The following is a 19,317-nucleotide window of genomic DNA, read 5'->3' on the forward strand; positions in this document are numbered from 1 at the left end:
AATGTCACTCGCACATGCGCCGGATCAGGGCCGTGTAGATTTCGAAGGCCTCGTCGATCCGGTGGACGTAGCAGAACTCGTCCGTCTGATGGCATTGATCGGCTTCGCCGGGTCCGATGACCACCGTTGCTGCATGATCAAAGCCAGGCACCAGCGCCGACGCATCGGTGAAGTATGGTGCTCCAACGGCCTCAGGACGCCTTCCCAGACGATCCTCCAATACATTCATGAGCGGCTCGATGGCGCTGTGATCGGGTGCGGTTGCAAAGCCCTTGAAGTCTGTCACGATTTCGATTCCGGCTTCGTCGCCGCATAGGCGCCGGATCTCGGCGACCAGTTCGCCATGGTCGTGCGATGGCACGGTTCGAAAGTCCACGGTGAAGCTGGCGGAATCGGGGACCGAATTGATGTTCTGGCCGCCGAACACCATGGTGACAGCGGCGGTCGTATGACCCAAGAGCGGATGGGATTGGTTCTCGAAGCGCAGCGCTTTGATGAGGCCGATCCATTCCACAACCTTGTAGATCGCATTGTCACCCAATTCGGGCATCGAAGAGTGAGCCGACTTTCCTCTGGCGGTGATCCGCAGCCTCACTGATCCCTTGTGCGCAATGATCGGCATGTTCGAGGTCGGCTCGGCGACGATCAATAGCTCTGCAGTACCCAAGGCTCCTGCTTTCGCCAGATGAAAAGCCCCTTCGCAACCGGTCTCCTCTCCGGCCGTAATCACCAGAGTGATGCCTCGCGCCGGCTTGCTCCGTTTCGCCTGCGCGATGGTCGCGGTCACGAAGGCTGCAACACCGGACTTCATATCGCTTGAGCCCCGCCCGATCAGCCTCCCATCACGAACTTCACCGGCGAAAGGTGGTGTTGACCAGGGCTTCTCACCGAGCGGCACGACGTCGAGGTGTCCGGTAAAGGCGAGAGGCTTCAGGTGCTCAGTCCCGCGCAACCGGGCAACCATGGAAGGACGTCCGGGCACGAACTCATGCGTCTCCACCTCAAGACCCGCCTGCCTGAGCAAATGGGCGAGGTAATCCGCGCAGGGCTTCTCCTCTCCGGGCGGATTGAGCGATGCAAACTGTACCAGCCTTCTCGCAAGCGCGACGCTGTCGCTGACCCTTTCGTGCATGATGTCCTTTGCTTTCCGCCGATCGGGTTGAGGGCGTCCGCGCCCACTAAGACCCTCGTCACTCTCTGCCGGTGCAGGATGCGATGAAGGCCATCACACAGCAAGCCGACGACATGATGACGGCCGGCAAAGTCGTGTGGTTCCGGGTCTCGATGCTGGCCTTGAGTTGGCGAAACAATCCCGGACCATAGTGGCAAGAAAGCCCGGTCCAATGAGACAGTCGCCCGGTCGGATTCATCACGCCGCGCGGACGTTGTCGAGAAAGCGTTCGACGTCCTTCTTCAGCCGCTCGGATTGTTTTGACAACTCGCTGGCCGAATTGAGCACCTGGCTCGACGCGGCGCCGACCTCGCCGGAGGCGCGGGTCACGCCGGCGATATTGGAGGAGACTTCATTGGTCCCCGCGGCCGCCTGATTGACGCTGGTGGCGATCTCCCGGGTCGCAGCGCCCTGCTGATCGACGGCAGACGCGATCGCGGAAGCGATCTCGTTGATCTGCCCGATCGTCTCGCCGATGCTCTGGATCGCCGTGACGGCTTCGCCGGTGACGTTCTGAATCGAGGCAATCTGGCTGGTAATCTCCTCGGTCGCCGTCGCCGTCCGGCTGGCGAGATTTTTGACCTCGGAGGCGACCACGGCAAAGCCCCTGCCCGCCTCGCCGGCGCGCGCCGCCTCGATGGTAGCGTTCAGCGCCAGCAGATTGGTCTGGCTTGCGATCTGCTGGATCAGGCCCACGACCTCGCCGATCGTCTGCGCGCTCTGGGCGAGGCTATTCACCGTATCGTTGGTGCGCTTTGCCTGATCGACCGCCTTCACGGCGATCGCCGAGGATTGCGCCACCTGGCGCCCGATCTCGCTGATGGAAGCGGAGAGCTCTTCCGCCGCAGTCGCAACGGTCTCGACGTTGCTGGTCGCCCGACCCGCGGCACCCGTCACCGCATCCGCCTGGCGGCTCGCCTCTTCCGCGGTCGCGCTCAGCGACTGCGCGGCGCCCTGCATCTCGGTCGCCGTGGAAGCGACGGTATTGATGATTCCGCCGACGCTCGCGCTGAACTCGTCGGCCATCCGGATCAGCGCCTCCTTCTGCCCGGCGGCTGCGCTTGCCTTTTGCTGCTCCTGCTCGTGGCGCAGGCGATCCGCCTCGATCATGTTGTTTTTGAAAACCCTGACGGCGCGAGCCATCTCGCCGATCTCGTCCTCGCGGCCGGTTGCCGGGACCTCGGCCGCGGTTTCGCCGCCGGCGAGCCTCGTCATCGCGCCGGTGAGCGCGCGGACGGGCCTGACCAGGCCTCGTGCAAGCCACCAGGAGCTGACGCCGAGCAGCGCCAGGATTGCCGTCACGATCTCCAGCATATGGAAAATGCGGATCCGGAACATCGCGTCGACGTCGTCGATGTAGACGCCACTGCCCACCGCCCACTGCCACTCGCGGACCGGCGCTGCATAGGCCAGCTTCGGCGAAGGCGTGTCGTGCCCGGCACGCGGAAACATGAATTCGGTGAACCCGCCACCGGCCTGTGCGGCGGCGATCACGTTGGCGTTCAAACGAACGCCGTTGGAATCGACCTGGTCGATGAAGTTCTTGCCCTCGCGGTCAGGCTTGAGGCCGTGGACGACGTTCACGCCGTCATAGCGATAAACGTAGATATAGTCGCCTTCGCCGAAACGCATCGAGCGCAGCGCCGTGCGCGCGCGTTGCTGTGCCTCGGCCTCGGTGAGATGTCCGGCGGCGGCCTCCGCAACGTAGTGCTGCGCAATCGAAACCGCGCTCTGGACCTCATTGCGGACGGCGTCGCGCCGTCCCTCGAGCAGCGTGTCGCGAATGGTGAGGAGTTGAACGACAAACCCGCCCAGCATCAGGAGGGCAGCGGCTCCGACCAGCAGCGCCAGCCTGCGGGAGATCGTCAGCCGAAGCCGCGGGAAACGCGAGCCGGAGGCAGAAGTCATCGTTTTTCCCCGTCAGAGAACAACAGATTACCTGTCTACCCTTCAATTCTTACAAAGACGTTCACGTCGCCTTTGCCACCAGAGCGTGTCGGCCGCCGGGACCCCACCGAACAGGGCGACGAGCACGAACGGCAGGCTGCGGCGACACGGATTCGCAGGCGGTCCAGCAAAACAAAAACGCCGGCAGCGATGTTTTGCTTTGCGAAAAAGACGGAGCATCGTCCGCCCAGCGGTACCTGCACATGAACAGCGGATGAACGGCTGACACCGGCAGGCGCCGATCCGGCTGAACCCTTCAGCATTTTTCTGCGTGCGACGATCGCGCGCGGAACGCGCGCCAGCTGTCGAACGTTCCGCTTCTTTGAGGAGGAACGTGTCATGAAACTCAAGGCAGTCTTGACGGCAGCACTGCTGCTCGCGCCGACCGCCGCGCTCGCGGCGCCCGGCATCGTTACTGAATCGGCCAGCCTGAGGGCCGGTCCCGGGTTCGGCTTTCCGACCGTCGATCGCATTCCCGGCGGCGCCCGCGTCTATGTCCACGGATGCCTAAGGGGCGATGCCTGGTGCGATGTCAGCTGGTCCGACGACCGCGGCTGGGTATCGTCGCAATATCTCGAATATCTCTACCACAACGCCTACGTCTATCTCCCCGACTATGCCGATGAGGTCGACGTGCCCATCGTGCCGTTCGTGTTGAGCTCATACTGGTCGAGCTATTATGCGGGACGGCCCTGGTATCACCGCCGGGCCTACTGGAACAACTACTGGACCTCCCATCAACGCGCCGCGACGCGGATGACGCTCAATCCCTCCGCTGCCCGCATCGGTCGTGCGGCGACGCGTAACGGCAGTGCCGCGATCGCCGCGGGACGCAACCCGCGCACTGGTCTTGCCGGCCGCGCGGCGACGCGCGGGCAGAACGCCGCGCAGATTCGCGGCTCCCGAGAAATGGGCGGACGTCAGGCTGCGACCCAGGCCCGCATCGGCCAGGAGCGTATAGGGCACGGTCACCTCGCCAATCAAAGAGGCGCCGTCCGCGCCAATGCCCGCATGCAGCCGCCTGCGGCCAACGCCCGCCATGCGACGCGCTTCTCCGCGACACCGGCCGCCCGACCGATGCAGCATCTCGCGCAGCCGAACGTCGGCCGCGGTTCGCCGATGAACGCGCATGCGCAGACGCCGATGCCGCATGCGGCGCCTAACATGCCACATGGTGGCGGCGCACCGCACATCAACACCGCGCCGCGTGGTGGACCGGCTGGTGGCGGCGGCCCCGGCCACGAACGACGCTAGATGACGAAAGGCCCGGCCTCGCGCCGGGCTTTTTTCGCGTGACGGAGCCGGAACCGAAAAGGCCGCCTCGGACTTCTTACCTGCGAGACCGTTGCCCGCCGTTATAATGACGGCGCATGTAGCGGATAGCCAAAGGTCTCCTGACCCGCTGTTCAAAAGCAAGCGCGCGCACAGATAGCCAAAGGCGACGGTCTCGGCTCTCTTCAATTCATCAATGGCGGATCCTGGACACGATGGTCGACGACACGCATGCCCGCGCCATTTGCGAGGAGATTGGGGAACGGCTGCGGACGCTTCTAAGCTCGTCGCCGCCTGACCAAACGACAGACCTCAACGACAAGTTGCATCAGCTTTCAGACAGTGAGGCAGAGCCCCGGAGCACGGCAGCTTCTTAGATCACCGGATGCGGGCAGCGGGACGCGATGCAACCCGCGCACTTCTTTTTCGTAACCGCAATGGCCAGTCGACGCTTCCGTTCCAACCGGCCCCGGCCGCCGCGGCCACCATATCGCGGCAACAAATCCCGTGCTGCTTCAATGGTGGCCCCGGAGTTTTCATGTCTTGCTAGCTTCCGGAGGGACGGAAGGTCGGGTCCTCGCCGCCTACTCTGGACGGATCGCTTCGGCTTGCGCCGAGGCCGTTATTGTCCCAGATGTAACGGCTCGTGGGGGCCACGCCCTGCGAGCCGTTCGTCATCTGATCATAGGCCCGGCGAAACCGCGCCTGGTGTTCGGAGGCCGTAACGGTTTGAACTGCCAATCCCGAGATCAGCAGCGAACTGAAAATAGTCAAAGCTGTTTTCTGCATGCTCGTCTCCATCGGTTGAAAATTGGCGGAGGCAGTTGCGCCTCGTAGCCGTTGTCGGTGTGTCCTCATTGCAATGAACTTTTTTCGAATGACTTTTCTTCACATCATCGACACGTCCATCATGAGTCCGAGGTTCGCAAACGCGTGTCTGCCATCTCACATTTCACGAACTCTTGAGAGCATCACCATCGTCGCTTTGAAGCTCACCCAGGCTGCGCGGTGAAAGCTTGACTTCGCTGCGGACCGATTGCGCGCAAAAGCGAATTTCGTTCGCCAAATCAACGGAGATTCTACTGTCCACTCTCCTTCGAAAAAATATTTCGCTCTACCGGTCGGGCAAATCATCTCTAAAAGCTCGCGCCATCCCGCGCCCTCAATGAGGGACGTTTCGCGATCGTCACAAAACGTTGGCGCGGGATGCGATGGACGCGGCGTCGTCAACTGACGAGTGACGGCGCAGCGGACGGCGAAGCCGTGTGGTCCTGACTTCTCGACGCCGAAGTCAACCCGGTGAGAATGCTCCGCATCGTACCGGGGATGGTGACAAGAAAGCCCGATCACCAGGGAGAGCCCGGAGGAAGCCGTAAAACCATCGCGCAGGGAATGCCGGAATGTTCGGCCGACCTGTGGTGACTAACTCGTGTGCTTTTTGCTTTGCGCACGAGGCTGCGGGTGCGGCGAGCACCCGGCATTCCCTGCGCCCTCCTTCTATGGGCGGACGACAACAAACCCATGACCCGGATGCAGATCGCCTCGCGGGAAGGCGGTTTCGCGTCATTGGCAGGAGCGGAAGCCACGACGCACAATCCAGGTTTCGAGCGCCATTGACGTTTCTGGATCGCTTCACCGCCGCTCGCGAAGACCGTGGGTTGAGCCCCGCACTGACCGCGGAGGGGCCGGGTTCGCAGAAAAAGGTATTGTCCAAACGCCGATTTCGCGCAATTTCAACTCCCCACATCTCGTCAACAGGTCGCCATGTCCGTCACGATCGATCCCATCACGCGCTCCGTCGTCCAGCACCGGCTCTCCTCGATCGTCGCCGAGATGGGCGAAGCCATGCTGCGCACCTCCTATTCGCAGATCCTCAATTCCAGCCGCGACTTCTCACTCGCGATCACCGACACCAGGGGGCGCCTGATCGCGCAGGCCGACCATATCCCCGTGCATGTCGGCGCCCTGCCCTGGGCCACCCTTGCCGTCGAGAAGCGCTTCAACGATATCAAACCGGGTGACGTCATCCTCCTGAACGACCCTTATCACGGCGGCAGCCACCTGCCGGATGTGACCGCCTTTGTCCCGATTTTCGACGGCGAAACGCGCCTGTACTGGACGATCGTGCGCGCGCATCAAAGCGACATCGGCGGCGCCACGCATGGCGCCTATAATCCTGACGCCACCGAGATCTGGCAGGAGGGCCTGCGCATCCCGCCGATCAAGCTGTATGAAGCCGGGCGCCTGCGCGACGACCTTCTGGACATGCTGGCGCTGAACACCCGCAATGCGCGCGACTTTCGCGGCGACCTCGCAGCCATGGTGGGCGCAGCACATCTTGGCGAGCGGCGCATGGCGCGCCTGTTTGCGGAATTCGGCGCTCCGACCGTCGCGGGCGCCGTCGAATTGATCCTCGATGCCGCCGAGCAGCAGGCGCGCGCGGTGGTCTCGTCCTGGAAGGACGGCGTCTTCTACGGCGAGGCGTTCCTCGACGATGACGGTCGCGGCAACGACGACATCCGGATCGCCGCGAAGGTCACCAAGAGCGGCAGCAACATCGAGGTTGATCTTTCCGACTCCGATCCGCAGACCCGAAGCTTCGTCAATTCGTCTCACGCCAATACGCAGGCTGCTGTGTCCATGGCCTTCGCCTATCTGATCGATGCCGACATTCCGAAGAATTCCGGCGCGCTGCGTCCGCTGAGAATCGTCACCCGGAAGGGCACCATCGTCGATGCCGACGATGGGCGGCCCGTCACGCTCTGCACCAGCCATCCATCGAACGAGATTGTCGAGGCCGTTATCAAGGCGCTGTCAGCATCCTGCCCGGAGCGCGCCATGGCCGGCTGGAGCCGCAGGTTTCGCATCGCAATCCAGGGCGAGGATCCGCGCAGCGGGCGCCATTTCATCTGGCATTTGTTCCAGGCGCGCCCGGGCGGCGGCGCGTCCGCGGGCGGCGACGGCTGGTCGTCGATCGGCGAATGGCATTCCGCGGGCGGGATCAAGTTCGGCAGTATCGAAGTCGACGAGGTGCGCTTTCCGCTGCACTTCCGCCGTCACGAATTCCGCGCTGATTCCGGCGGCGGTGGCCAGCACCGCGGCGGTCTCGGGGTCTCGCTCGATCTTGTGATCGAAACCGCCAAGCCCGTGGTCGGCAATACCGCCGGCGACGGCATGCGCCACGGTCCTTGCGGGCTGCTCGGCGGCAAGGACGGCGTGCCGCACGACTATCGCCTCGTCTCGAATGGACGCGCGCCGCGCCGGCTGCGCACCAAGGAAGCCGGCATCGAAATTCTGCCCGGCGACTGCCTCGAGATCCGCTCATCGGGCGGCGGCGGGTGGGGACCACCCGACAAACGGTCAAAATCGGCACGCGATCGCGACCTCGCGCAAGGTCTCGTGACCGGCAGCGCCGTGCGAGACGCCTGATGTTCACCATCGGTATCGACGTCGGAGGCACGTTCACGGACCTGGTCGCGATCGACGAGACAGGGCGGACGGTTTTCGCCAAATCGCCATCCACCCCAAGTGACCAGTCCATCGGTGTGATGGCCGGGCTCGACGAACTGGCGCGGCGGCTCGATCTGTCGCGCGCGGACATGCTGGGCAAGACCCAGCGGCTCATTCACGGCACGACGGTTGCGACCAACGCGCTGCTGGAGCGCAAGGGCGCGAAGGTCGCCCTGCTGACGACCGAAGGCCACCGCGACGTCATCGAGATGCGCGAGGGCCTCAAGGGCAACCGCTACGATTTGCGCACGCCGCCGCCGGAGCCATTGGTGCCGCGCGAATTGCGCCTGGGCATACGCGAACGGCTGCGCCCGAACGGCGAGGTTCTGACGCCGCTTGATGCGTCCTCTCTGGCAAATGCGATCGAGATCATTCGCAGATCGGCGGTGACATCCGTTGCTGTCTGCTTCCTGCATGCCTATCGCAATCCCGCACACGAGATCGCCGCGGTCGAGACCATCCGGCGCGAACTTCCCGGCGTCTATGTGTCGCGGTCCAGCGACGTGCTGCCCCAGATCAAGGAATACGAGCGCGTTTCAACCACGATCGTGAACGCTTATGTCGGGCCGTTGGTCCGCCTCTATCTGAACCGGCTAGAACAACGCCTCGCAGACGCGGGATTTGAAGGCTCTCTCTTCATCATTCTGTCGCACGGCGGCATGGCGCCAGTGGATGAAGCGGTACGGCTCGCCGCGGGCACGGTGCTGTCGGGGCCGGCCGGCGGCGTCTCCGGCAGCCGCCGCTGCGCCGAGCTATTGAATATTCCCAACCTGGTCCCGTTCGACATGGGCGGCACCTCGACGGACATCTCGCTGATCTCAGGCGGCCGGGCCTCGCTGTCGGCCGCCGGGAGTCTCGCCGGCGAACGCATCGCGCTACGCAGCCTCGATATCGCGAGCATCGCTGCCGGCGGCGGCTCGATCGCCCAGGTCGATGCCGGCGGGACCTTCCATGTCGGCCCCGAAAGCGCGGGCGCCCTGCCCGGGCCTGCCTGCTATGGCAATGGCGGTACGGCATCCACCGTGACCGACGCCAATGTCGTCCTCGGCTACCTGGACGTCGCCGCTTTCATGGGCGGAAAGCGCCCGCTCGATTTCACCGCCGCGGAAGCGGCCGTCGACCGTCTTGCGGCTTCGCTCAAGCTGTCCCGCATTGAAGCTGCGGCCGGTATCTACCGGCTGGTCAACCTGAAGATGGCCGACGGCATCCGGTTGATGACGCTGCGACGCGGCGTCGATCCGCGCAAATTCACGCTGCTCAGCTTCGGCGGCGCGGCCGGATTGCACGCGGTCGAGATCGCGCGCGAACTCGAGATCGGACGCATCATCGTGCCGACCATTGCTTCGGTGCTGTCGGCATGGGGCATGCTGACGAGCGATTTGCGTTACGAGGCAAGCCAGACCCAGATGGGTGCCAGTGCGGGCGTTGCGGCCAATGACGTGCGCGACCTCTTCGCGCGGCTGGAGCAGCAGGCGGCTGGCCGTCTCAGGTCATGGTTCGACGGACCGCTTCGCATCGAACGTACTGCGGAAATGCGCTACGGCGCGCAGGTTTACGAAATCGACGTGCCGCTCGACGGCGTCGATTGGCAGGCGCCGGCGCTCGCCGAGGAAATTGAGCGCCGGTTTCACGACCGTCACGAAGAGCTTTACACCTATGCCTCGCGCGACCAGGAGGTGGTGTTCGTCAACGCCCGCGTCGCGGCCGTCGGCCGGGTCACACCAGGTAAACAGCCGCGGCATCTTGCAGCCTCATCCGCCGCTTGCGCGCCACGCTCGATGCGCAAGGCCTATTTCGGCACGTGGCGGGATGTTCCCGTCTATGCGTTGGAGACGCTCGAACCGGGGCACGCAATCGACGGCCCCGCCATCGTCGAGGCCGAAACGACAACCGTCGTGATCAATTCCGGCGACAGGCTCACCGTCAATGATCTCGGCTGGCTGGATATTCAGGTGCGGCTGACGTGAGTAACCCTGGACGGGACGCGATCAGTGTTCACGACCGCGTCAGACGAACGGGCTTTTTGACATTCGAGCAGGAGAGCACGACGCGCGGGGCCGCGGCCCGCCGAGAGCTCCGATTCCGAGGTTCGCGTCGTATCACGGCGATCTCCGATGCGAACTTCGGAATCGAAAGAGTTCTACCGAACTGATCGATTCCAGGACCGCTCTATCGATCTGAAGTCCGTAATCGAATTCGCCGCTTGTGGTGCAGGGATCTCAGATCGGCGGTCCTAGTCGACATGAGCGACGACGGCGAGCTTGCGGATGCCCATGTTATGGTAGGCGCTGAGGAAAGCGTTGTAATCGCGGAACGAGACGCAGCCGTTGGAATCGCCGTTCGGACCGAGCATGAAGCTGTGCGCGAGCAGACCTTCGCGGCCGAAGATCGTTTCCTCGCCGCCGATCGGCGTCAGGCGGAGCGCCGCAACGCCGTGGAACAGCGCTTCGCGCGGCTTCAGCGTATAGATGTGCGGCGGCGTCACGCCGCGCATGCGGATGCGCGAGGAGCGCGGGTCGTCGAGATACTGCCCAAGGCCGGAATGCGCTTCGAGCTTGGTGCCATCGGGCAGATATACGGTGTGGGCTGCGATGTCGTAGACGGCCGTGTCACGGTCGTACGGCGGCGATCCGCCGAGCATCGGGTTCTGTTCGCGGCCGATGCTGCCGGTCACGCTGCCCGCGTCGGCCGAGGCATAGGCGAGGACCGGATTATGCAAGCCTTCCTTGCCCCACAGCTTGTCGACGATGGACTTCCTGTCGCTCGATGCAATCGACAGGATTGCGTTCTTCGCGCGCTGGGCCATGTCGCGGAAAATGCCCCGTGGCGGCTCCTCCGATTGTGCGGCCGGCGTTGCCGATGCGAACTGGAGCTTCGATCCTTCCTTCGTGTCCTTCGCCCTGGCAGTGTCGGCCTTCTTTGCCGGCTCGATCTTGCTCTTCGGTGCTTCGGCAAGCTTCAGAGGCTCGGGCTCCGGCGCGACGGCAAGCTTCACAGGCTCCGGCGGCGCGGGTGCCGGTTCTACGCCCTGCGGCGAGGCGGCGGCGAAACGATCGGTGAAAGAAAGCTCCGGCTGAGCCGGCAGGGCGGGTTCGGCGGCGGCGATGACCACCTCTTCGCGCCGTACGACGGGGTGGATCGCGATGGCAAACCGGCGCGCGACCGGCGCATCGAAATTGACGCTGCCGATTTCCGGATAGGGGCTGGCAGCAAAAATGTTGGCGTAGACCGTCCAGGCGCAGCCGATGACGAGCGCGATCACCGCTGTCGCGGTGAACAAGCGCTGCACGGTCTCATTGCGGGCTGGTCGTTTAGAAGTGGGTGCCGCGAACTCAAAACACGCAACTGTACTCGTACTCATCCGCCTTGCATCCGGACTGATTTCCCCTCGTTCCCCTCTGACCCCCGTCCGGCGAGGTGCACGGCGTGGGCACCTCCGAACGGCGGCCAATACACGATCGTCCGCCGAATTACGTGGGCAGCGTTTCGCAGAGGCGCAGGTCGTCATTAAGGCAAGTTTTAGTTAAATGGGGATTAAGTGCGGGGCGGTTCTAAGGCAGTCTCATTTTGAGACGGATTTGCGGCAATTTAGCCCCGTAACCTTCCGGACCAGCTCGCAACTTCCGTCCTTGAATCCGCCATTTTTAACAAGGCCAAAACCGCTACTGCAATTCCGGCGGCGGCGAATTGTCGAGCACAGGACGCTTCGGTTGCTCGAGCAGATCGAGCGCGTAGGTCTCGATCACCAACGGCCCGCGCATGCGCTTGAATTCGCCGACGCGTCCGACTTTCGCAAACGTCTGCGCCACGTAAGGCTGGATCGAAGCGCGCACCTCGTCGACCCACAGAAGCTTGCCCGACAATTTAGCCGGATCCGGCTCGTCCATATTGACCCAGCGAATGCGCTGCGTCGGCTGTATCACGCAGGTACCTTTCGGCAGGTAGAAGGTAAGCCAGCTCGCGGTGCCGTAGTCGGGGGCGAGCACGCAGCTTGCGCCCACACGCGCGCGTGTGGCTTCAATGTTGGCGGCGAGCGTTCTCCATCCGACCCCGACGCTACGCACTGTGGCGTCGCGGCGAAAGCCGGTGAGAATTCCGGTGTTGGCCTGAAGGATCAAGCAGGCGAACATCACGATGCCGACCGGCGACGCCCAGCGCAGGCAAAAGTTCACCACGCGTTGCGAGCGGCGTCCCCAAAGGGTGACGTCGACGGCTGCCGCCGCGGCAATGGCGAGCGGCGGGTACACCGGCGCAAACCAGTTCGCCTCGACACGCGCGTGCAGCGAGTGCCAGAGGAAATACAGCGTGATCGTCCAGAACATCGCGTTGACCAGCGCACGCGATGCCAGCGCCCCGCCATCGCGCCTCGACAGTGCGTAGAGGCCCATCGCGCCGAGAACGAAGACGAACGGCGTCGCAAACGCGATCTGGGTTGGAATCAATTCGCCGATGAAAGCGGGCTTGAACTGGATCACCTCGGACCGGCCGAGTTGCTTGATGAAGGAAACCCAGTGATGATCCGCATTCCAGAGAATGACCGGTGAAAATACCGCAAGCGCCGTCAGTCCGCCGAGATAAAGCCAGGGCGAGGCAAACCAGCGGCGCAGTTTCGGAACGCTGATCAGCCAGATCACGATCGCAGGTCCGAAAAACATCGCAGTGTATTTTGAAGCCAACGCCAGGCCCGTGGCGACACCGACCGCGAGCCACCATGCGCCGCGTCCGCTCTCCAGCACCTTGGCGAGGAAGAACAGCACAAAGCTCGAGGTCACCAGCAAAGGCGAATCCGGCGTCACGATCAGCGTACCGACCGCGGCCATCAGCGTGACGTTAAGGAGAATGGTGGCATTGGCGGCCACGCGCCTTCCGAACAGGATTTCAGCCGTGCGAAACACGGCGAAGCTCATCGGCAGCGCGAGCAGGATCGATATCAGCCGCACGCCAAGCTCGGTATCGCCGGCAATCATGGTGCCGAGGCGGATAACGAGGGCCACGCCTGGCGGGTGATCGTAGTAACCGAAGGCGAGATGCTTCGACCAGATCCAGTAATAGGCCTCGTCGAAGGTCAGCGGCGTCCATGCGGCGGCGACGAGCCGCAGCACCACGAGCGCCATCACGGTCAGCGTCGTGTTGCGGACGAGCCGATCCTCGTTCGGACTCATGAAAGATTCATCGCTTGCGCCAGACGAACAGTCCGGACATCGCGTAGTTCCAGACCACGCCCATCAGCGCGCCTGCCGCGCCCGCGAGCCACCAAATTGGCTGCTGGTCATAGACCGAGAACGCGACACCGACATTGGCGAAAAGACCGACGCTACAAACGAGATAGAACAGGAGCAGACCGCGTAGAATCGCCAGGCCCTTGAGCCGCTGGTCGCGATAGGTGAGGAAATTGTTCAGGATGAAGTTGCTGGTCATGGCACAAATCGCGCCGACGGCCTGCGCCTCCGCAAACGGAAAGCGGAAAATCCTCAGCGCCGTGTAAAGACCGGCAAAATGCACGACGACGCCGAGCGAACCGACCAGCGCAAACAGCAGAAATCGCAGCGACACCACGTCGCCGGTCAGCTTCGCCAGCACCAGACCGAGAAAATCCAGCGCGACCATGGAGTCGAGCTTGCTCTCGCCGTGAAGCCGCGAGCCGAAAGTGTAGGGTATTTCCTTGATGCGGAGCGCACCGTGAGCGGTCGCTACCACATCGAGCAGAATCTTGAAACCTTGTGTGGAGAGCTGCGGCGCAAGTTTTTCGAAACAGTCGCGGCGGATCATGAAGAAGCCGCTCATTGGATCGGCGATCTCGACCCGCAGCACGCGCTTGGCGACTTCCGTGGCGAGCGCACTGGCCCCTGCCCGCTGGCGATTGAAACTTTCGGCGCTGCCGCCTTCGATGTAGCGGCTGCCCACCACCAGATCGAATTGGCCGCCTTGCAGCAGGGCAAGCATTTTCGGCAGCTGCGTCTCGTCGTGCTGCAGATCGGCATCCATGACCGCCGCGCACGGCGCGCTCGAGGCCAGGATGCCCTCGATACAGGCGCCCGACAAGCCGCGCCGGCCGATCCGCCGGATGCAGCGAACCCGGTCGTCCTCCCGAGAGAGCGCACGCAGAACCTGCCAGGTCCCGTCGGGCGAGTTGTCGTCGACGAAAACTGCTTCGAATGGGATGCCGGCCAGCGTTTGTTCCAGTCGCCGGAACAACGTGACGACATTATCCCGCTCATTGAACGTCGGAATCACAACAGAAAGTTGAGGCAATCCAACGATTTGGGCCGGATTCTTGACGGCGATTTGCGAGACGTCGTTCATGACGCCAGCGTATATCCGATGATTTAAGGAGATGCCAAGAGAATGGCCGGTGACGGCTCGTCGGGCCTAAAAATGCCAACGACCACCAACAGGCGGCGCGCTTACATCCGGCGCTGCCGAGCTATTGAGTCGTCGTCCCAGCGACGGAGCCCCGGGGGGAAGGCATCAACGTCGCCGTTGCATCCAAGATAGGAACCATTCCGCTCAATGCAAGGGCTCGGATGAGATCGGTCAGGCGAGCCGAACTGGTCAATTCGAACGGGCTTGACTACGCTGACGCCCTCCCTGCACCTGAGCGAGACTGCCCCGTGAGCAAAGCCAACGCCTCCAAAACCGCTTCCGCGAAGTCCGGCCGGATATTCATCGGCATCGGCGGTTGGACTTTCGAGCCATGGCGCGGCGTGTTTTATCCCGAAAAACTCGCACAGGCGAAAGAGTTGCAATACGCCGCCTCCAAACTCACCTCGATCGAGATCAACGGTACCTATTACGGCTCGCAAAAGCCGGAGAGTTTTCGCAAATGGGCAAACGAGGTGCCGGACGGCTTTGTGTTCTCAGTCAAGGGCCCGCGCTTTGCCACCAACCGCCGCGTGCTGGCCGAGGCTGGCGACTCCGTGCAGCGGTTTTACGACTCCGGCGTACTCGAACTCGGCGACCGCCTGGGACCCGTGCTTTGGCAATTCGCGCCGACCAAGAAATTCGATGAAGCCGATTTCGGCAAGTTTCTCGAGCTTTTACCGCGCGAACTCGAGGGGCGGCACCTGCGGCATGTGGTCGAAGTCCGCCACGATTCCTTTTGCGTGCCCGCATTCGTGGCGCTGATCCGGAAATTCGAAACGCCTGTGGTTTTCGCCGAGCACGGAAAATATCCGGCGATTGCCGATGTCGCCGGCGATTTCGTTTATGCGCGGCTGCAAAAAGGCAACGACGAAATCAAGACCTGTTATCCGCCGAAGCAGCTCGACGCCTGGGCAAAGAAACTCCAATTGTGGGCGGAAGGCGGAGAACCAGACGACTTGCCGCACGTCGATTCCACCAAACCAAAGAAGATGCCGCGCGACGTCTTCGCCTATGTGATCCACGAGGGCAAGATTCGCGCACCTGCCGGCGCGATGGAACTGATCGCGCGCGTGAGTTGATCGAAGTGGCCCGACGCAAGAAGCTCTTCACCATCGGCTATGAGCAGACGCCGGCACAGGCTGTGCTCGATGAGCTCGAACAGGCCGGCGTGAAGCTACTGGTCGACGTCCGCGCGGTCGCATCATCGCGCCGCCCCGGATTTTCGAAGAGCCAGCTCGCCGCAGGGCTCGACGAACGCGGCATCGGCTACGTGCATTTGCGAGGGCTCGGCACTCCGAAGGAAGGTCGCCTCGCCGCCCGTGCAGGCCAATACGAGACGCTGCAAAAGGTCTACGCGAAACATCTTGAGACCGCGCAGACCAGGGAAGAACTGGACGAGCTTTCTTCGCTGGTGAAGAAATCAGGCCCGGTCTGCATTCTCTGCTATGAGCGCGACCACCGCCATTGTCACCGGCGATGGATCGCCGAAATCATTGAAGAGCGCGATGGAGTGGCAGTCGAGAACCTGACCGCGCGACAGGTGTAGATGGGCCACCCTTCGCCGTCATCAGTCGAGCGTCCGGCGGAAGCGCAGCACAGCGATCGTCATCGCCACCAGCATCAGCAACGCGAGCGCGATCGAATCATATTCGAGGTTGTGCAGGGTTGCGCCCTTCAGCATGATGGCGCGGACTATTCGCAAGTAATGAGTCAGCGGCAGGCCTTCACCAATATATTGCGCCCACACCGGCATGCCCAGAAATGGAAACATGAAGCCGGACAACAGAATGCTGGGCAAGAAGAACATGATCGACATCTGCATCGCTTGAAGCTGGTTTTGTGCGAGCGTCGAGAAGGTGTAGCCTATGGAAAGATTGGTCGTAATGAAGAGCGTCGACAGCAACGCCAGCATGACCAGACTACCCAGCACCGGAACTCCGAACACCAACACACCGATACCAAGGATCAGCGCGGCCTGGAGGAAACCCACCAGGATATAAGGTACGATCTTGCCGAGCATGACCTCAACCGGGGTAATCGGCATCGAGAGCAAGCTCTCCATCGTGCCGCGCTCAATCTCGCGCGTCACCGACAGCGCGGTAAAGATCAGCATGGTCATTGTGAGAATGGTGCCGACCAGACCCGGCACGATATTGAGCCGCGAAGACGCCGCCGGATTGTAGCGCGCATGCGCCCTGATCTCGAACGGCATCACCGGCGGATCACCCGTGTAAAGATCATGCGAGAGCGCGGTCTGCACAAGGACGCCGAGCGATGAAAGGGCTGAGCCTGCCGCCACCGGGTCGGTAGCGTCGGCTGCTACCAACAGGGCAGGATAATCGCCGCGCCGAACGGCGCGCTCAAAGCCGCGCGGGATTTCGACGCCGAACAGCACCTTGCCGGACGTCAGGAGGTCGTCGAACTCCTTTTCGGAGTGTACTTCCCGCACGAAACGAAAATAAGCGGTATTTTCCAGCGCCTTGAGGATCGAGCGGCTGAGATCGCTGTCCTCCTGCAAGAGCACTTCCGTGGGAAGATTATGCGGCGTGGTATTGATCGCGTAGCCAAACAAGAGCAGCTGCATCACCGGAATCATCACGATCATGGCAAAGGAGATGCGGTCGCGACGGAGCTGGATGAATTCCTTCACCGTCATCGCATAGCAACGCCGCCAGAAGCCGAAGCGCGGCTCGCGGATGTCGCCTCGATGATCGCCGGTTTCCGTCATGCTCACTGGAAATTATCCTTCGAGCGCGTCATCAGTTCGATGAAAACATCCTCCAGCGACGGTTCGCTGGCCTCCCAGTGCAAAGTCTTGTCCTCCCGCCACGGCGCGATACTGGCTTCGAGTGCTGCCCGGTCACGTCCCGAGACGTGCAGGCTCGCGCCGAACGGCGCAATCATGTCGATCCCCGGTTTGCCCGTGAGGCGTTCCTGCAACGAATGCACGTCGTCGCCAGTCACCGTAAAAGTCGAGAGCGCCGACTTGGCGATGACGTCTTCGACGGTCCCGTGTGTCAGCAGATGGCCATAGGCGATGTAGGCGATCTCGTGGCAACGTTCGGCCTCATCCATGTAGTGCGTCGAGACCAGGACAGTGAGGCCTTCGGCTGCAAGAGCGTGGATCTCGTTCCAGAAGTCGCGCCGCGCCTTGGGATCGACGCCAGCGGTCGGCTCGTCCAGAAGCAGGAGTTGCGGGCTGGGCAAGGTGCAGGCGCCAAGCGCAAGGCGTTGCTTCCAGCCCCCGGACAATTCGCCCGCTAGCTGCCTGTCGCGACCGCTCAGGCCGAGACGCTCGATCATATTGCGCGCGGCCGCCGTCGGATCAGGCATGCCGTAGAGCCGCGCGACGAATTCGAGATTTTCCCGAACGGAGAGATCCTGGTACAGCGAAAAGCGCTGTGTCATGTAGCCGACCCGGCGCTTGATCTTGTCGGCATCGCGCCGGATATCGTAACCGAGGCACTCGCCCTCGCCGCTGTCCGGCGTCAACAGCCCGCAGAGCATGCGAATGGTCGTGGTCTTGCCGCTGCCGTTCGGTCCGAGGAAACCGTAAATCGAGCCGCGCTTCACCTGCATGCTGAGCTCATGCACGACCTCGCGGCCCTCGAAGGATTTCGAAAGTCCACGAACGTCGATGGCGATATCGGGGGACGACGTTGTCATCGCTGTCACCGCTTGTCTGCGACGGGGGTCTTTGGCCGTAAGAAAACGCTGATCGGCTGCCCGACCCGCAAGGCATCGGGGCGCGAGGGCCTCGCCTGCACGAGGTAGACCAGCTTGTTGCGTTCATCGAGGCTGTAGATAACCGGCGGGGTATATTCAGCTGTGGTGGAGAGAAAGTAGATTCTTGCAGTCAAATCGGCCGAGCAATTGTCGCAGGAAACCCGCACCTCCTCGCCGATCGCAAGCTTCGGTAAGTCGGCCTCGGGGATATAGAATCTCACCTTCATGTTGCCGGGCGGCATGATCGACAACACCGGCCGCTGAGCTCCGACCGTCTCGCCGACGCGAAAGTAGATCTGTTGCACAGTACCGGCGATCGGCGCGTAGCCAATGCGCCGCGCAAGCCGCGTCTCCGACGTAAGGACCTGGGCTTGGGCGACACGGAGCGCCGACACGGCCGCATCAAGCGCGGCCTGCGTGCCAGCTCCCGTTTTCGCCAGCGAGGAGGCACGGTCATAACTCTGCTGGGCGTTGACGAGCGTCGCCTTGCTTTGATTGAGGTTCGCCTGCTGCAAATCGTCGTCGACCGAAAAAAGCTGATCGCCGGGCTTGACCTCGTCTCCTTCGCGCACGTTGAGCTTGGTCACGCGTCCGTATTCGTCGGGGCTGACGAAAATCATGTCGGCTTCGACCCAGCCCTGATAGCCGGGGTTGCGGGCCTCGTTGCATCCACCCAGCAGTGCCGTCAGCGCCAGCGCTGCCAGGCCGCGCCATATCGCCTGCGACAAGATCATTCCCCGCTCCCTTCGCCAAAAATCAAATCGAGATGAACGCGGAGCATGGCGGCGACATCGAGCGGAGCGAAACGTCCGAACAATCCCTGCCAAATCACGGCGACCATCGCCGGTGCCACCACAATCTGCGGAAAATCCTTCAGGCCGACCTGCTTGATCTCGCCTCTGGCAATGCCGAGCTCGATCAGCGCGCGCATCCCGGCCATCCCCCGCGAGACCACTTCGCGATAATAGAAGTCGGCGATCGCCGGAAAGCGCGGTCCCTCCGCAATGACCAGCCGCACGATCGCGCCTCGCCGCGTGCTGGTGACTTCGCGGACAAAATTGGCGGCAAAACTCTCCAGCACCGCGCGGATCGAACCGGTTGCGGGCGGCGGGGCTGCAAGCCTGGACGCGACAGGCACGATCGCATTGCGGACCAGTTCCTCGAACAGCGCGTGCTTATCCTTGAAGTGAAGGTAGATCGTTCCTTTGGCGACGGCGGCCCGTTTGGCGACGTCATCGAGACGAGTGGCGGCATAGCCCTGCTCGATGAAGGTTTCGAAGGCGGCTTCGATGATCGCCTGACGCCGGTCGGCGGCGCGTGCGGCACGG

Annotated in this window: 15 protein-coding genes; 5 read left to right on the plus strand and 10 right to left on the minus strand. The window is 62.7% G+C overall.

Going from position 1 to position 19,317, the window contains the following annotated elements:
* Window positions 1-4: 4 nt before the first annotated feature.
* Both NEZ08_RS00380 and NEZ08_RS00385 read right to left on the minus strand, forming a co-directional pair.
* Window positions 5-1,132, minus strand: a complete 1,128-nt coding sequence (locus NEZ08_RS00380; protein WP_298101817.1) for a M20 family metallopeptidase — start codon at window positions 1,130-1,132, stop codon at window positions 5-7.
* Between the two features lie 237 nt (window positions 1,133-1,369).
* The gene (locus NEZ08_RS00385) at window positions 1,370-3,079 is read right to left on the minus strand and encodes a methyl-accepting chemotaxis protein (protein WP_298101820.1); all 1,710 of its coding nucleotides are present in this window, start codon (window positions 3,077-3,079) and stop codon (window positions 1,370-1,372) included.
* A 378-nt stretch (window positions 3,080-3,457) separates the two neighbouring features.
* Here NEZ08_RS00385 and NEZ08_RS00390 point away from each other — a divergent pair, with 378 nt between their 5' ends.
* On the plus strand, window positions 3,458-4,372 hold the full coding sequence (locus tag NEZ08_RS00390; RefSeq protein ID WP_298101823.1) for an SH3 domain-containing protein: 915 nt from the start codon (window positions 3,458-3,460) through the stop codon (window positions 4,370-4,372).
* A 564-nt stretch (window positions 4,373-4,936) separates the two neighbouring features.
* On the opposite strand, the gene NEZ08_RS00395 is transcribed toward NEZ08_RS00390, so the two are convergent.
* A complete protein-coding gene (locus NEZ08_RS00395) occupies window positions 4,937-5,179 on the minus strand; it encodes a hypothetical protein (RefSeq protein WP_298101824.1) in 243 nt (80 codons plus the stop codon).
* Window positions 5,180-6,154: 975 nt separating this feature from the next.
* Between NEZ08_RS00395 and NEZ08_RS00400 the strand changes: the two genes are divergently transcribed.
* Window positions 6,155-7,819, plus strand: coding sequence for a hydantoinase B/oxoprolinase family protein (locus NEZ08_RS00400; protein WP_298101827.1), 1,665 nt, complete (start codon window positions 6,155-6,157; stop codon window positions 7,817-7,819).
* Window positions 7,819-9,867 carry a hydantoinase/oxoprolinase family protein gene (locus NEZ08_RS00405; protein WP_298101829.1) on the plus strand — a complete coding sequence of 683 codons (2,049 nt, stop codon included), beginning with the start codon at window positions 7,819-7,821 and terminating at the stop codon, window positions 9,865-9,867. Before NEZ08_RS00400 ends, NEZ08_RS00405 begins: the two co-directional genes overlap by 1 nt.
* Window positions 9,868-10,133: 266 nt before the next feature.
* Here NEZ08_RS00405 and NEZ08_RS00410 read toward each other — a convergent pair whose 3' ends face one another.
* From NEZ08_RS00410 to NEZ08_RS00420, 3 genes are all read right to left on the minus strand, one after another.
* Entirely contained in the window at window positions 10,134-11,189 is a 1,056-nt protein-coding gene (locus tag NEZ08_RS00410; RefSeq protein WP_298101834.1) for a DUF2778 domain-containing protein, read from the minus strand.
* Window positions 11,190-11,562: 373 nt separating this feature from the next.
* Window positions 11,563-13,062: a glycosyltransferase family 39 protein gene (locus NEZ08_RS00415; RefSeq protein WP_298101837.1), complete on the minus strand. Its 1,500-nt coding sequence runs from the start codon at window positions 13,060-13,062 to the stop codon at window positions 11,563-11,565.
* Between the two features lie 7 nt (window positions 13,063-13,069).
* A complete protein-coding gene (locus NEZ08_RS00420) occupies window positions 13,070-14,203 on the minus strand; it encodes a glycosyltransferase family 2 protein (protein WP_298101839.1) in 1,134 nt (377 codons plus the stop codon).
* Window positions 14,204-14,511: 308 nt separating this feature from the next.
* Here NEZ08_RS00420 and NEZ08_RS00425 point away from each other — a divergent pair, with 308 nt between their 5' ends.
* Window positions 14,512-15,342, plus strand: a complete 831-nt coding sequence (locus tag NEZ08_RS00425) for a DUF72 domain-containing protein (protein ID WP_298101842.1) — start codon at window positions 14,512-14,514, stop codon at window positions 15,340-15,342.
* Window positions 15,343-15,347: 5 nt separating this feature from the next.
* Window positions 15,348-15,809, plus strand: a complete 462-nt coding sequence (locus NEZ08_RS00430; protein WP_298101846.1) for a DUF488 family protein — start codon at window positions 15,348-15,350, stop codon at window positions 15,807-15,809.
* Window positions 15,810-15,830: 21 nt separating this feature from the next.
* Here NEZ08_RS00430 and NEZ08_RS00435 read toward each other — a convergent pair whose 3' ends face one another.
* From NEZ08_RS00435 to NEZ08_RS00450, 4 genes are all read right to left on the minus strand, one after another.
* Entirely contained in the window at window positions 15,831-16,991 is a 1,161-nt protein-coding gene (locus NEZ08_RS00435) for an ABC transporter permease (RefSeq protein WP_298101856.1), read from the minus strand.
* Window positions 16,992-16,993: 2 nt separating this feature from the next.
* The gene (locus NEZ08_RS00440; protein ID WP_298101849.1) at window positions 16,994-17,929 is read right to left on the minus strand and encodes an ABC transporter ATP-binding protein; all 936 of its coding nucleotides are present in this window, start codon (window positions 17,927-17,929) and stop codon (window positions 16,994-16,996) included.
* A 5-nt stretch (window positions 17,930-17,934) separates the two neighbouring features.
* Window positions 17,935-18,723 (minus strand): HlyD family secretion protein, encoded by a 789-nt coding sequence (locus NEZ08_RS00445; RefSeq protein WP_298101851.1) that lies wholly within the window; start codon window positions 18,721-18,723, stop codon window positions 17,935-17,937.
* A partial coding sequence (locus NEZ08_RS00450; protein WP_298101854.1) for a TetR/AcrR family transcriptional regulator occupies window positions 18,720-19,317 on the minus strand: 598 nt, incomplete at its 5' end. The genes NEZ08_RS00450 and NEZ08_RS00445, both read right to left, overlap by 4 nt.

The organism is Bradyrhizobium sp. (assembly GCF_027451485.1).
Taxonomy (GTDB): domain Bacteria; phylum Pseudomonadota; class Alphaproteobacteria; order Rhizobiales; family Xanthobacteraceae; genus Bradyrhizobium.

Excerpts from the sequence above, each read along its gene's own strand:
- NEZ08_RS00380 (WP_298101817.1), bottom strand. The coding sequence starts at position 1,132 with ATGCACGAAAGGGTCAGCGACAGCGTCGCGCTTGCGAGAAGGCTGGTA.
- NEZ08_RS00385 (WP_298101820.1), bottom strand. The coding sequence starts at position 3,079 with ATGACTTCTGCCTCCGGCTCGCGTTTCCCGCGGCTTCGGCTGACGATC.
- NEZ08_RS00390 (WP_298101823.1), top strand. The coding sequence starts at position 3,458 with ATGAAACTCAAGGCAGTCTTGACGGCAGCACTGCTGCTCGCGCCGACC.
- NEZ08_RS00395 (WP_298101824.1), bottom strand. The coding sequence starts at position 5,179 with ATGCAGAAAACAGCTTTGACTATTTTCAGTTCGCTGCTGATCTCGGGA.
- NEZ08_RS00400 (WP_298101827.1), top strand. The coding sequence starts at position 6,155 with ATGTCCGTCACGATCGATCCCATCACGCGCTCCGTCGTCCAGCACCGG.
- NEZ08_RS00405 (WP_298101829.1), top strand. The coding sequence starts at position 7,819 with ATGTTCACCATCGGTATCGACGTCGGAGGCACGTTCACGGACCTGGTC.
- NEZ08_RS00415 (WP_298101837.1), bottom strand. The coding sequence starts at position 13,062 with ATGAGTCCGAACGAGGATCGGCTCGTCCGCAACACGACGCTGACCGTG.
- NEZ08_RS00420 (WP_298101839.1), bottom strand. The coding sequence starts at position 14,203 with ATGAACGACGTCTCGCAAATCGCCGTCAAGAATCCGGCCCAAATCGTT.
- NEZ08_RS00435 (WP_298101856.1), bottom strand. The coding sequence starts at position 16,991 with ATGACGGAAACCGGCGATCATCGAGGCGACATCCGCGAGCCGCGCTTC.
- NEZ08_RS00440 (WP_298101849.1), bottom strand. The coding sequence starts at position 17,929 with ATGACAACGTCGTCCCCCGATATCGCCATCGACGTTCGTGGACTTTCG.
- NEZ08_RS00445 (WP_298101851.1), bottom strand. The coding sequence starts at position 18,723 with ATGATCTTGTCGCAGGCGATATGGCGCGGCCTGGCAGCGCTGGCGCTG.